Source organism: Spirosoma validum, assembly GCF_014699035.1.
Classification (GTDB): domain Bacteria; phylum Bacteroidota; class Bacteroidia; order Cytophagales; family Spirosomataceae; genus Spirosoma; species Spirosoma validum.
The window spans coordinates 26,976-41,830 of record NZ_JACXAA010000007.1 but is presented as its reverse complement, the minus strand read 5'-3'; the positions used below and the strand labels follow the sequence as shown (position 1 = coordinate 41,830).

Below are 14,855 nucleotides of genomic sequence, written 5' to 3'. Positions count from 1 at the left end.
GTACGGATTATCTAAATCAACTTCATGCCAACCAACTTCTCAAAAGTAGCCATTGCTCTGTTACTAATGCCAATGCTGGCGGTCGCCCAGCCCGCTACGTCTACCAACCCGTATCCCAATACGTTCGCTCAGGATTCGGCATATACCCGGGAAAAGTATCAAAAAACTGAATTCATGGTGCCCATGCGCGACGGCACTAAACTGTTCACGCAGATCTATGCGCCCAAAGATCAGTCGGTAAAGCACCCGATCATTATGCAGCGAACACCATATAGCTGCCGCCCGTACGGACCGGATCAGTTTCGTCCGCGTATTGGTCCGAATGCGTTTATGCTACGGGATAACTACATTGTTGTTTATCAGGATGTTCGTGGTCGTTGGGCGTCGGAAGGTACGTTTGTTGAGATGACTCCGCATGTTGACAATAAAAAAAGTAAAACCGATCATGACGAAGCATCCGATACGTATGACACGATCGACTGGCTGCTGAAGAACATATCGAATCATAACGGGAACGTAGGACAATGGGGCATTAGCTACCCCGGCTTCTTTACGTCGGCGGGGTCAGTGTCGGGACATCCGGCTCTGAAAGCGTCTTCTCCGCAGGCGCCCATGGCCGACCTCTGGCGCGACGATGCGTTTCATAACGGCGCTTTCCAGATTGCCGCCAACTTTGGTTTCTATACGGGTTTTCAGGAACAAAAGGGACCGACGAAGCAGCGGCCAACGCCCCTGTTCGAGATCAACGATCCCGACGGCTATCATTTTTACCTGAACATGGGGCCAACGGCTAATTCCGAGAGTCAGTATTACAAAGGCCGGAATACGTATTACCACGAGAATTTTGAACATCCGGATTACGACGATCACTGGAAAAAACGGAATATCCTGCCACACCTGAAAGGCATCAAACACGCCGTCATGGTTGTCGGAGGCTGGTACGATGAGCAGGATCTGTACGGTACGTTCAACACGTACAAAGCCATCGAGAAGCAGAATCCCGGTATTCAGAACATCTTCGTCGTGGGGCCGTGGGTACATGGGGGCTGGGCCAGACAGTCGGGGCAAACCTTAGCTGATCTGGATTTTGGTTCGCAGACGTCGCCGTATTACCAGGAAACCATCGAAGCGAAATTCTTCAAACATTATCTCTTTAACGAGACGACACCATTAGCACTACCCGAAGCAACGTTATTCGAGACCGGCACTAACCGCTGGCGTTCGTTCGATACGTATCCGCCGAAGGGAACCGTGCAAAAACAGTTGTATTTGCAGGCCAATGGTAAACTTGGCTTTTCGGCATCGACAACCGGAGCTACTTTCTCGGAATTTCCGTCTGATCCGGCGCATCCCGTTCCATTTTCGAGCAAAATCAACGATGGTTTTTCCGCCGATTACATGGTCGAAGATCAGCGATTTGCCTCCTCACGACCCGACGTACTGACTTTCCAGACCGATGTGCTCACCGACGATTTAACCCTGGCCGGGCCGATCGTAGCCCAACTCACTGTATCGACTACGGGAACGGACGCCGACTGGATGATAAAAGTTATTGACGTATACCCATCCGATGCACCGGAGAATCCGAAAAAACCAGACGTCGTGTATGGCGATTATCAGCAACTGGTACGTAGTGAAATCATGCGGGGGCGTTATCGGAACAATACCAGCAAACCCGAAGCCTTTACACCCAATCAGCCAACGCAAGTGCCGATCGAATTACAGGACGTACTGCATACGTTTAAAAAAGGCCACCGCCTGATGGTACAGGTGCAGAGTACGTGTTTCCCGCTGGCCGATCGGAATCCGCAGACGTTTGTGCCCGTCTTCAGCGCCAAAGAATCAGATTATCAGAAAGCCACGCACCGGGTTTATCACGGAAAATCGGGCGCAAGTTTCCTGAAAGTTGGTGTATTGAACTAACCATTTTTATCCGTCTATGCGATTTCCAGTTACGCTTTTACTTAGCTTTTTTATCGGCTACGTAGCTTTTGCTCAGTCGGTGCAAAAGCCTAAACTCATGGTTACGCCCCTCAACGAGCGGGTGTACGTACACACTACGTACGGTCTTTACCAAAACGAAGCAGTGCCTTCTAATGGGCTGATTATTAAGACCGATGATGGTGTTGTGCTCGTTGATACGGGGTGGGATACTGACTCCGTCGCTGATAATACTCAGCAAATACTCCAGTGGGTAAAGGATAACTTACACCAACCTGTTCGACTTTGCATCGCTACACACGCACATGGCGACCGTGTGGGCGGTACGGGTGCACTTCGTAAAGCGCGAGTTCGAGTCGTCAGCACGCCCCTGACAGCGAAAAATTCGGTTAAAGAAGGCTATCCAGCACCCGAGGGCATTTTACCATCCGATACCACATTTACCATTGGTGGAGAACCGATTCGCTGCTATTTTCCAGGCGAAGGCCACACGAGAGACAACATTGTCGTTTATCTGCCGAATCAGCAGATTTTACATGGCGGCTGTTTGGTTAAAAGTGTCGCAGCTTTTGGAATGGGATTCCTTGGCGATGCCAATCTGTCCGAGTGGGGTAATACGATTCGGAACGTAAAAACTCAGTTTGGCAAAGCCCGAATTATCGTTCCCGGCCATGAAGAATGGAGCGATGTTAAATCATTAGACCACACGCTGAAGCTGATTGATAACTATCTGGCTACCAAAAAGTAACCATCGGGCACACCACTTACAAAACGTACATTATACACATGCCTAAACGTATTTTAATGGATCACGACGGAGCCATCGACGATTTATTGTCGCAACTGCTCGTGCTGACCATGCCTGATGCTGAACTGATCGGCGTTACGGTAACGCCCGCTGACTGTTACATCGAACCCGCTCTCGAATCGACCTATAAGCTGCTTCAATTGATGGGCAAGGAAGAAATTCCGCTAGGCCGAGGTGATTATTACGGTATCAACGCCTTCCCAAGCGAATGGCGGGCGCGACCCGAGATCATCAATGCGTTACCCATGCTGATCAATCTGCCGAAATCGCCGGACCCGTATGCGTACCCGAGTGCGCCCGAGCTGATCATCGACAGGCTGTCAGCAGCTAAGGAGAAAGTAACAGTTTTAATGACGGGGCCGTGTTCAAACCTGGTACTGGCGTTGGAAAAAGCACCGGAACTGAAAGGTAAAATTGACGAGATCGTCTGGATGGCGGGGGCATTCCGAACTACCGGAAACGTGCAGACGTACCAGCACGATGGCTCAGCCGAATGGAACGTATTCTGGGACCCGGTCAGCTCGCAGAAGCTGGTATCATACGAACTACCGTTAACACTTATCCCGCTGGACGTAACGAATCACGTACCCGTCACGAAGCAATTTCTCTCGACGTTAGCGACGCAGATTGATTACAAGCTGTCGAATCTGACCGGGCAGCTCTGGGCCTTGACCCTCGATACGATCCCGAGTTATCACTACACGTATTTCATGTGGGACATTCTGGCGACCAGTTACTTGGCCATGCCCGACTACTTCACGACTGAACTCGTGAAAGCCAACGTAAGCACCCGACCACCCAACGCCGGACAAACGTATCTGGATGACCAGGGCTATGTAGTAAAAATCGCAACGGACGTGAACACGGGTTATTTTTACGATTATCTACTGAGCCAGTTCAAGCAGTAACCCGCAAACCGAAAATTAGGGCGTTTTTAGTTTGGCTTTTACACCTTCTACGATTTTCAGATAGCCTTCGTCTCGGTTTGGAAAGTCAGAACTGACGATCCAACGCGTTTTGGCCTTGTCCAAATCAGTCTTCGGGCCTTCGTAGCCGGGTAATCCTTGCTGTTTATAAATAGCAAACTGAGTTTCTTCGAAATCACAAGGTCGTATAAATAGGGGTATGATCTCCGTGCCATGTTCTTTAGCCGCAGGTAATTCGGTGTTCCAGATGTAGTCGGAAGCCATAAAATCCGGGCTGAGCAGCAGCAGCACAATATCAGAATGTTGGATAGCTTCCTTGATCACCTTATCCCAGTCGTCGCCCGCCAGGATTTCCCGATCCTGCCAGGTTTCGACCAAACCGCTACGTTTTAATGCGGCAAAATGGGTATCCAGTTCTTTCTTGTATAGTTCGTCTTTATGGGCGTAGGAGAGAAATATTTTCTTGGGAATTTGCGCCTGACTAACCAGTAACTGGTGCATGACGGGGCTAATCGTTAGGTAGTTACCAGTTGCACTTTTTACTTTGGTGATCTTATTTAAAATGGCTTCTTCAAGATTGGTGATGGTAACGAATTCTACGCCATCCGACGAAAGTTGAATTGTTTTCCTGGCGCCATCAGAAAGAAAAAAACGTTCGGATGGCATTACTCTGTTCTTACTGAGGGGCATACTGCCAGGACGATTCAGTTCGTTCCGTTCTGGCTGCGTAAAAAACTCAAAAAGGTCTTTAAGAATACTATACTTTTCGCGGGTTGGGCCGTCGCTGACGTGGATGGCTACCGTTTGTTGATAGGCATCCATCTGGACAAACAACCGAAAACTCCCTTTTCTAAAAAAAGCTCCGTAGCGCCAGTAATAACTTCCTTCCACATTGGCGTAGGTAACCAGGAACTGCGTAACCAGCGAACGCGGTAAGTAAGCAAACCTGATTGCGTAGGCTATTTGAATCAGTTGCTGAAAATGGATAGTGTATGGATTTTCCGGCAAATACTGTGGGACTACAAACGTATCAGTCGTATTTATTTTCCGGAAAATCAATTTAAACTCCAGCAGAATTTTCAGATAATCGGCAAGGGCTTTTTGATCAACTGTTGTTAAAGCGGATAACGTAAAACTGCCCTGCTGATCGATATACTCTTTGTTCAGCAGTTTGAATAATTCCGTTGTTAATTCATCCACGCTCAAGTAAAGCTGATCTTTTAATTCGGCGTTGTTTTCAAACCACACAATCTCACCACAGTCCCGAAGATATTTCAGAAATACCTCGGGCTTTTCACTAAAATCATTCTGAAATGGACCATCCGCCACAGCCTTCTGACATTTTTTCCAGAACATCTTTTTTGTCATGCAAAGATCTGCTTTGTTTTTGCGCCACTCAACCAGGTGTTGGTCACGAATCTCAACCCAGCTGGCCTGTAATTTCTCTGTAGCAAGCTTCTGCAATTCGGTCTTCAGACTTTCGCGGAAGTAGGTAAAACTGCGAAAAGAATCAAGATCATTCTCAGATGTTTTTTTTACGGATATAGCAAACTGATTTCGGACGAGTTTTTTTGCCGTTTCCGCGTTCAGAAATATGCGCTCGACTGACGTTCCTGTGAAATCGGGTTCGTACTTTGACTGTATAAACCAGGCAAAGCTTCGTTCGCCCGCCAGCGACTGAATATTTGCCAGCCAATATTCCTCCTTTAAATATTGATTTTCTTCGGGCTTACTTTGTTTATGGCTTTCTTCGTCGGTGTGAAGAAACAGAAATAGAGTTTTCGCACTTCGGAATAGTGTATGTGTGGCGTGATAGTAATCCTGACCACCAAAATCCCATATGTTCACGGTCAGATCGTTCCTGGGATTCTCTGGATCGGTATGCCATTTCCAAAGCTGAATACCGTGTGTGCTTTTCCTTCCAGGAATATATGTACCATCGACTAAATAATTAGCCAGACTACTTTTACCCGACGTAGTGTTTCCCATGAGAATCACTTTAACAAAATTATTATCAACTAATTTGTTTAGTTGTTCAGCTTTAAAATAGTCTCGTAACGCTTTTATATTGTCGAGAAGGGTTTCTGGAATTGAATCGGTTCTATTGTCACGAGCAAACAGAAAAGTTAGTTTCGGCATGTTCACCAACAACTCAATACCATTATCCCTTAATTGATTTTCGGAAATCCGCAATGAGTTCAAGCTTTTGAGGTTGGTGGCAATTGCCTGAGCGCTCCTGGCGGTCAAATGATTGCCAGAAATCTGTAAGTAAGTCAGGGCTTTAAGGTTATGAGCGATGTGTAAAGCTCCCTCATCGGTAATTTGATTACTGGAAATGTCTAATCTAGTCAGGTTTTTGAGATATTGAGCAATCTGCTGAGCCTCTGCGTCAGTAAGTGAATTAAAAGAAATATCTAAAGAGATGAGGTTTTTTAAGTGGGTGGTAATATACTGTACTCCCAGACCAGTTAATTTACTGGATGAAATTTGTAAAGCGATTAAGCTTTCGAGATTAGTAATACATTTGACTCCCTCATCGGTCAACCGGTTATAAGAGATATCTAGAGAGGTAAGGGATTTGAGGTTACTGGCAATATATTGAGCCCCCTCATCGGTTACTTGATTCTCGGAAATATTTAGAGAGGTGAGAAATTCGAGATTATTGGCAATATGTTGAGCCCCACGAGCAGATAATTGATTCCGGGAAATATCAAAGGATTTTAGATCTTTGAAATTAGCACCAATGTACTCGGCCTGCACATCAGTCAGAGCATTCTCTGCAATCTGTAAGGAAACTAGGTTTGTGAGATTGGTTGCCGGTGGTATAATGCTACTGGAAAGGTGAATTTTGCTTATAAAAAGTCCGGTTAATGCCAGCTTTTGAAAAATATTAAAATCCACTTCACTATTTGAGAAGTCATTGGATGCACCTTCATTTTCACTTTCAACGTATTGATCTAATTTGTAGTAGTAACTTCCCATATTCAATTCCTTTAAAAAAGAAGCCAGTTTGGTGATTTCTTCCGGGATAAAAGTTAAACCGCAATTGCCGAGGTCGAGGAAGGTGGATTTTTCGGCGTATGCTTTATTAATCAGTTCTAAGGCGAGGGGCGGAGTCATGCTACGTGTGCGGATAGAAGATTCGTTTTTATGGAACAGATAGATTTATAAAACAGGATTTCTCCTAATCAATCAGCCGTGCTACGTTCACGAGTTGTAGCACGGCTGATCATTTAACCATCCACTTAGGCTAGCTCTTTCATCTTGTCAACGAATTTGAAGGCGATGGTTTGAAAACTGGCGGAAGAGGGATGGATTTCATCGTACCAGTTTTTTGAGCCGATCACCATATTTCGTACGTCAATGAAATAGATTTTACGCTGCTCGCTAGCGAGGGTTTGCATTTTCTGGTTGAACTGGTCCATGATGTATTTGATGATGTTGGCCCGTAGCGCCTGGTCGCCAATTCCTTTTTCAATCATGTATTTGCCCAGCCAGCTCGTTTTGTCTGGCGTCGCTACCGTATCGACCGGTATGGGGTAATCGTAGCCGTGGAAAATGATGGGCAGGTCGGGGTGTTCGCGACGGATTTTATCGAACATCTGAACGTACCAATCATGAAGTTGGTCGAGCTTGGCCGAGATCGTTTTTTTTAGATACGCTTCGGGTGCTGAACCGGGTGGTACGTCGGCGGCCTGGTGTAGATAGTCTTTGAATTGTTTGCCAAGAATATCATTGCCGCCCCCACTGACCAAATAAAACGCCGGTTTCTCTTCCTCAATGGCCGACAGATAATCGTCCGAACGCATGTAATTTTCGAGCGTATCGCCAGCGGCTGCCAGACTTTTCACCGCGTAGATGGTCGATAGGTGATCGAGGATTTCCTGGACGAAAAACGGATATAAAAACCAGGAATCGCCCTCCGCCACAATTCGTGTTCGGGAATTCTTTACCTGGTTGTACAGGCGGTTACGGCGCCAGAGTTCAACCGAGTTGGCAGCCCATAATTTGGCATCGTCCAGGAGGCCGCGTTCGCCCGGCGGAACGATCAGTTCGGGCTTGAGAACGGGTTTGGGTTGCCCGAACTCGTCGGTCACTACGTCGTAATACACGCCAAACAGAAACTCGGCCAGCGGAGGGTACGACAATAACGTATCCAGCCAGGGTTGACTGACTTTGTTATATTCAGGATTCGCATACTCCAGCGTCAACGGCTGTGTTTGCCAGAAATCCAGCGTTAGCGCTTTCGGTTCTTCTTCCTCTTCACCAATGCCTCTTGTTGCTTTATCTCTGGGTTTATCCTTGTCGGTGCTCAACGGCGGCAGGGGCAGACCCGCCTGCACGAAACCTTCCGGATCAAATTCGAGCGACGAAACCAAAAATTTCAGCGTTTCTACAGACTTTGGCCAGTTGTATTCGCGCACAATCCGTTCGAGCGTCAGGGGAATTTCGTCGTTGTTTCTGTACGAGAGATTAACGGATTTTCCGGGCTCGAGCAACGTAACGCGGTTGTTCATCAAATCGAGCGAAACGCTGAAATCAGACGGTAGGTAATAGGCGGAAAAGTAAAGTTTCCGGTCTGACTGGTTGGTCACCTTAATCTTGAGTTTACCCCGCCATTTGTCGCCGATCTTTTCGTAAACGGGCTTTGCTTTCTTGCCCGTTACCGGCAAGGCCGTTTCCCGACCGTTGGCATTCACCTGACTCAGTTCGATACGGAGTAGATCGCCTTTGATCGTGTTGCCGGACGTATTGTCTAGCTTTTTTACAAACTGCCGTCTGGACATGTGCCGCAACGCGTTGGTCAGCGTCGTTTCCTTATTCGGATCGTCGAGCTGAACGGGCATGAACAACGGCCGGAACGGATCATTTGGGCGCGTAACGTAACACTGGCCCGTGTTGATGTGCAGGGTAAAATCAGCCGTTGCTTCATCGGCTTCAAATACGTAGCATCCTCCCGAAGCCGCCAGCAGTTTTTCAACCAGGGGATTCAAGTCGGCCTGATTGCCATTGACGTTATTCAGGAAAAGCTTCACCTCCTCCACCATCAGCTCGTCGGTCAGTACGGTATAAACAGTTGTCTGATCGAGTTGCAGATCAGCGGTGTCGAGTACCGAATGGTCGATAAACACGTCGCGAACGACTGCCGGGAAGGTCTTTGTGGCTTGTTGCGGATCGACAATCTGTACCGGACTATCGGCCTTGGCACCGTGAATCGCGCCGAAATTCAGTAACCAGGCCTTTTTGGTATCGTTATAGACCATCTCGCCAACGTTTTTCCGGGAATCAACCCCCTGATTCAGAAAGATAGTGTTCAGCAAATCCGGGTTAACCACTACCGAAATTTTAGGTTTCTGGTCGAACCCAAACTTCATATACTGCCGGACCCGACTACGTAGTGACTGATAGCTCACATTTCCGCCCGATTTTTCCAGTACGTTCAACAGGGTTTTGGTAAATACACCCCGGCCGCCCACTTCCAGGGCCACTTCATCCGACTCGCAGGCCGACAACTGCACGTGAGCGCCCTCGGGCAAAAACTCTTCCAGCTTTTTATGCTTTGCCGTTTCGTACGGAATCACGTCGCTGAAAAGAAACCCGTTCCAATCCCGTTTGGGGAAATAATCGCCGTTCCGATCCAGGACCCGCCGTTCGTTTGTCTCCGCTTCCCGTTGAAAAGCTTCGGAGGCCAGGCTACGGGTATTGTCGCCGGAGTGGCAGCAATCGAACATCGTGACCACGTGCGCTCCCGTTTTCGTTGATACGTCGTGGATGAGGTAGCGTAATTCTTTGTCAGCCACGAGGTAATCCGACGTTGTCTGGGCATTCCCATTGTACGTAACAATGCATTCCAGTCCTTCGTCGGTATCGTTTGTCCAGATCGGGTCGGCATTTTCCTGCGTACCATGTCCCGAGAAATAAAACAGAACCGTATCGTTTTTAGATGCCTTGCCCAGATGATTCCGAAACGCTTTGGCAATAGCCTGTTTGGTGGCGTCTTTGTCCTGGATCGTTAAAATCTGATGATCGAAGCCCGTTTTGTGCCGCAGGTAGTCTTCCATGGCTTTCATGTCGTTGACACAGCCACCCAGGGGAAATCGCTCGTACTTGTCGATGCCCACCAGCAACGCGAAGAGTTTCGGCTTTACGGTCTCAACCTTGTCCCCCGTTCCGAAATCAGAGCTAAACTCCTCGGGCGGAGCTACTTCCACACCGCGCGGTGCGTTCATCATCTCTTCCATCTGCTCTTCCGACGTAATGACGTCTTCATTGGGCGACAGGCTTCGTTGCGCAAACTTAGGCGTATACGAGGGTGCCTGAACCCCCGCGATCAGCGTTTTCCAGTCGAAGGCGGGGCCAATATCCCATTTCTCAAAATTACCGAACTTGTTTTTGCCCCGATAGTTGACGTGCGACACAATCCCCTTGAAGTTCAGTACGTCGTTGGTATCTTCGTAGCGCTTGCTCTCATCCAGAAAAACGCGGGGGATGTTGTATTTTTTTGTAAGAAACCGTAGGAGAATAATCAAGCTGTCGTACTGCTGGGGCGTATACGTAGCGTAGTACCGCTGCGTTCTGAACGGCACGACGAGTTTTTGATACGCTTCCGTTTGGGTCAGTTTGCAATACGTATCGGGTTGCCCGGCGGCCGGTTCGCTGTAAATGGTTTCCAGGTTGCCATTCCGCTCCACCAGATAACCAAAGTTGATAATTTCGATGCTGACGGTGACCTTATCCTGGGCATTGTTGGTACCAGTATTGCCGATACCCTGACCAATATTCCCCGACCAATATTTAGAGGGAAATAATTGATAAACGGTACCGTCGCGGGCCAGGACGAACGGTACCGAAATGTGCGTATTCTGGCGGGTCAGTTGGTTGATTCCGCCACTCAGATCACCAGCTGTGAAGTGTAGCAGAATACGTTGTTTGACGGGTGGCGGTTCGGGGGTATTGAAATAGCCGCTACGTGTCTTAGGCTGACAAAAAATACCGGTTAAGGTCAGGTTTTCGCCCGGAACGGGTGCCGTAAATCGGGTAAAGGTGTAATCCGTACGCTTTCGGAAAGCCGCTTCGCCAGCGGCAAGGTTATCGTATCGCATGGTAGTAGGAAGGGATAGTTCTGTTATCTGGATGAGAGGACAGGTATGCGGAACAATGAGGACGAGTATACCGCATTTTACTGCAATCGAACGCTATGATTTAGGGAACGGTACGTCAGCATTGCCTTTGCACCCACACACCTATTTTGAACGCTCGCCGAGGTTGTAACTTCGTACCTATCGTTACGTTAAAGGAAAGTGGCCAGGTGATTGCCCCGTTTGATAAATAGGCAGTAAGTAAGCCGGGAAATGTCAGTAATTTTCTGTCGATTGGACTTTCACGATACAGTCGTACAACGAATTATGGCCTACGGTGATCAATGGAAAATGCTGCACATGCTGAATACCAGCCGAACAGGAAAGCTAACGGAAGCTGAACTGGTTGAAATGGGTATAGATTGTCATGATGACACCGTACAACTCCTGGTCGATGACGGGCTGGTTGAGTATGACCCTCAACATGAGGTGTATCGACTCAATCGAACGACTCGGAAGATGCTGAATACGTTTCTTGTGGCTATGGGATCGACCGATACCAAAGAAATTCACATCAACATGCCGTCCTGTTTTGTGATCATGCCCTTCTCAAAGTTGTGGTCGACTGTTGTCTATGAAGAGATCATCAAGGCGGCTATTGAGGACGCCAACCTGACATGCATTCGGGGAGATATGATCCCACGAGTTGGTAAATTGGCGAACAATGTTGCGGTGCAGATACAAGAAGTGGGACTGATCGTTGCCGAAATTTCGGAGAACAATCCGAATGTATTTTACGAACTGGGTATTGCCGATTCGCTGGGTAAGGACGTGTTCCTGTTGTATGATAAAACCCAAGAAGCGAATCTGCCTGCTGATATTCAGGGCGCTCATTATTATGCTTACAACCGCAGCAACCGTAGGCAGTCGAGAGAATACATCAGGCAAGAGTTAGAAAAATGGAAAGCGGAAAATAAGGTGGATAACGTACTGAAGTATTGCCGAGCCTGACCTCGTATGGAACTTCTCTCGCAAATTATCATCCCACGTCCGGAAGGCAACGCAACGATTCAATTGTTGTCTGGTGATTTAACGGATATACCGAAGGAGTTTGCTGTTGACATTCTGGCCATTTCGGCGTTTCGCGGTGACTACCGAACGACTCGAAAAACCCTGATGAACGCTCTGTTCAACGTAGGGATTTCGGTAGCTGACCTGGCTGAGGACAAAGAAGTCGACTTAGTGAATCAGGTAAGCTGCTGGCTGTCTAAACCACTGACCGACGAGCAACAAGCGCACTTTAACATCAAAAAAATCCTCTGCTTCGAGCCAGTGGGAAGCGTTGATGACGTGGATACCGAAGTCGGCAATCTGTTCCGGGCGATCAATACGTTTGCCATCGACGCGCACCACGACGACATCGCTATGCCGGTGCTGACAACGGGCGACCGGGGATTTCCGATCGAAGCCATGCTTCCGGCTTTATTAGAGACGGCTATTTTCTGGCTAGAGACCGGTTTGCCGCTGAAGTCGCTGAAGCTGGTCTTGCATCGCGACGAACAGGTGCAAAAAGGTTTGCCTATTTTCGAGACGGTCAAGGAACTGTATGATCTGAAGCAGATTAACGAAGACATGGCTAACGTAGTGGGCACACGAGGATTTGGTCCACAGGAACCGCTATGTTTAGAGAGCAGCGCAATGGAATATGATTACTTTATCAGCTACTCGCACAAGCACACGGCGGCAGTGCAGGAGTTTGTGAACGCGCTGCGTAGCCGGAATCCGTCGCTACGTATTTTCTACGACCGCAGCAGCATTCCATCCGGTGGACTGTGGATCAGAATGATTTCCGATGCCATCCAACATTCAAAAAATGTGATCTGCGTTTTGACCCCCGAATACAGCCAATCGAAAGTATGCTGGGATGAGTTTCAGTGCGCCTATATTATGGAGAGCCGTAAGAAATTAATGATCCGAACGATCAACTTTTGCAATGACGCTGACCTCCCGCCCATGATGGCCATCTACAGTTACATCGACTGCACCGAAGGCAATGTAGAGAAATTCAAAGCAGCCGCTGAGCAACTTGAGCAACTGGTTAAGATTTAGCGTTTAATATTAAAAAGACTGTCTGCCTCCTCATTAATAAAATTACGATCTAACTGAGTAGCGATTACATAGTGCTTCTTGGCTTGTTCCATGTCATTAAAAGTTTTTGCAAACAGATTGCCTAAATTGTTATGAGCAAGAGCAGACTCTGGATTGGCACGGATAGCTTTTTGATAATGGTCTTTTGCTCCTTGATAATCCTGAAAGTAATTCCGAAGCATATTACCTAAATTGATGTGGGCAAGGTCATGGGTAGGATCAATACGTAGAACAGTCTCGTAATGATCTTTTGCTGCTTGATAGTCCTGAAAGTTGTTACTAAGTAAAACTCCTAGATTGATATACACATCGGTATACTCTGGATCAACACATAGAGCATTTTCGTAGTGATCTTTTGCTGCTTGATAATCCTGATAGCTATTTTGGAGTAGAATCCCTAAATTAAAATGAGCAAGAGTATGGTTTGGTTTGATACGTATGGCCTCTTCAAACCGCGTTTTGGCCTTGTCATACTCATGGAGGTCAGTACCGAGCAGGATCCCTAAATTATTATGGGCAAGTACGTAGTCTGGATCGATACGTAGAGCCTCCTCATACTGACTTTGGGCTCCCTTGTAATCTTGAAAGTTGTTTTTGAGCAGATTTCCTAAATTATAATGGGCGAGTACATGGTCTGGATTAATAAGAATAGCTTTCTCATACTGAGCTTTGGCTCCCTCATAATCCTGAAAGTTATTTTTGAGTAGAATAGCTAGATTGTAATGGGCATCTGCATAATAAGGATTAATTCGTATGGCTTCTTTATACTGTGCTTCAGCCTTTATGTACTCTTGAAAATTAGTCCTGAACAGATTTCCTAAATGAGTATGCACATCAGCTTGGTCCGGATTGATACGTACAGCTTCCTCGAATTGGACTTTAGCCTCCTCGTATTGCTGGAAATGATTTTTGAGTAAAAGCCCTAAATGGATACGGGCATCTACATCGTCCGGACTAATGCGTAGAGTCTCCTCAAACTGAATTTTGGCTTCCTTATAATCTTGGAAATTATTCTTGAGCAAAAGTCCTAAGTTATAATGGGCAAAAGCATAATCTGGATCGATACGTACGCACTCATCATAGTATCGCTTAGCCTTCTTGAATTTATTATTATCTTCCTCAATTAGAGCTTTTAAGAAAAAATAATACTGATTGGATGGATATTTACCGCCAAAATCATCTAAGGCCAATTCTTTCTCTTCCTGCTCTGTTAGTTGCCAGATTGCCAATAATTCCTCTAGTTGCGATTTATTATCAACTCCAACAAGGTCTAAAATCGGACGGTAATTCTGTTGCTTTAATCCTTCGATGCTTAAATGATTTATTTCAGTGATGGCTTTAAAAAAGTCACCCAAGTAATTAACCACATTTCTATATCTTTTTGAAACCTCAACCAAATCAGTATTAGGATGTCTGGCTAATAAAAGGCTATGCTCGTCTGTTATATTGTCCCAATACTCGTAGTATGGTAACCGACCTTTTGGCTTAAAAATTGAAGCTGCATTATCAAGGATAACCGGCAAAATCTTGTCATGGAACTTGTTTGTATTCAATAATTCGGTCACTTCGTACATGCACCAGTCGCTTTTCAAAAACTCATCGCTGATCAGCATCAGTACAAAATTAGATTCGCCGATGGTGTTCATGAATTCTTTAATGTTACTGCGGTACGCTACGTCGCGAATGTCACGACGGAAAGTGATGCCGACGCTTCTAAAATCCTTGTCAATGGAGTCGGCTACGTCGGTGTTAGCTCGGGAGTAGGAGAGGAAGATTGTCGGTGTTTTTTGCATGACAGCCTGGCATGAATAAAACACAAATTAGCAATTTTCTATTACTGTATAAAACGAGCTTATTCCACTTTTCTAATTCTTCCACCTCCCAATACGTAGCAAGTATGAAATCAGTCCACTCGTATGTGTACTTATTGCTTCCAATCGTAGCTTTGTCCTG

8 protein-coding genes are annotated in these 14,855 nt (G+C 46.8%); 5 read left to right on the top strand and 3 right to left on the bottom strand.

Annotation, left to right across the window (positions count from 1 at the left end; all coding sequences use genetic code 11):
- The first annotated feature begins 24 nt into the window (after positions 1-24).
- The 3 genes from IC230_RS18780 to IC230_RS18770 are packed head-to-tail and all read left to right on the top strand — an operon-like array spanning position 25 to position 3,657.
- On the top strand, positions 25-1,923 hold the full coding sequence (locus IC230_RS18780) for a CocE/NonD family hydrolase (RefSeq protein WP_191040587.1): 1,899 nt from the start codon (positions 25-27) through the stop codon (positions 1,921-1,923).
- A 16-nt stretch (positions 1,924-1,939) separates the two neighbouring features.
- Positions 1,940-2,689, top strand: coding sequence for a subclass B1 metallo-beta-lactamase (gene bla, locus IC230_RS18775; RefSeq protein ID WP_191040586.1), 750 nt, complete (start codon positions 1,940-1,942; stop codon positions 2,687-2,689).
- A 38-nt stretch (positions 2,690-2,727) separates the two neighbouring features.
- Positions 2,728-3,657 carry a nucleoside hydrolase gene (locus IC230_RS18770; RefSeq protein WP_191040585.1) on the top strand — a complete coding sequence of 310 codons (930 nt, stop codon included), beginning with the start codon at positions 2,728-2,730 and terminating at the stop codon, positions 3,655-3,657.
- Positions 3,658-3,672: 15 nt separating this feature from the next.
- Here the strand turns inward: IC230_RS18770 and IC230_RS18765 are convergent, their stop codons facing one another.
- Both IC230_RS18765 and IC230_RS18760 read right to left on the bottom strand, forming a co-directional pair.
- The gene (locus tag IC230_RS18765) at positions 3,673-6,795 is read right to left on the bottom strand and encodes a leucine-rich repeat domain-containing protein (RefSeq protein WP_191040584.1); all 3,123 of its coding nucleotides are present in this window, start codon (positions 6,793-6,795) and stop codon (positions 3,673-3,675) included.
- A gap of 125 nt (positions 6,796-6,920) precedes the next feature.
- Positions 6,921-10,778 (bottom strand): caspase family protein, encoded by a 3,858-nt coding sequence (locus tag IC230_RS18760; RefSeq protein WP_191040583.1) that lies wholly within the window; start codon positions 10,776-10,778, stop codon positions 6,921-6,923.
- A gap of 303 nt (positions 10,779-11,081) precedes the next feature.
- On the opposite strand from IC230_RS18760, the gene IC230_RS18755 reads away from it, so the two are divergent.
- Complete coding sequence (locus IC230_RS18755) at positions 11,082-11,765, top strand: hypothetical protein (RefSeq protein ID WP_191040582.1); 684 nt, start codon at positions 11,082-11,084, stop codon at positions 11,763-11,765.
- 6 nt (positions 11,766-11,771) lie between these two features.
- Entirely contained in the window at positions 11,772-12,863 is a 1,092-nt protein-coding gene (locus tag IC230_RS18750) for a toll/interleukin-1 receptor domain-containing protein (protein ID WP_191040581.1), read from the top strand.
- On the opposite strand, the gene IC230_RS18745 is transcribed toward IC230_RS18750, so the two are convergent.
- Entirely contained in the window at positions 12,860-14,695 is a 1,836-nt protein-coding gene (locus IC230_RS18745; protein ID WP_191040580.1) for a toll/interleukin-1 receptor domain-containing protein, read from the bottom strand. The genes IC230_RS18750 and IC230_RS18745 overlap by 4 nt on opposite strands.
- Between the last annotated feature and the right edge of the window lie 160 nt (positions 14,696-14,855).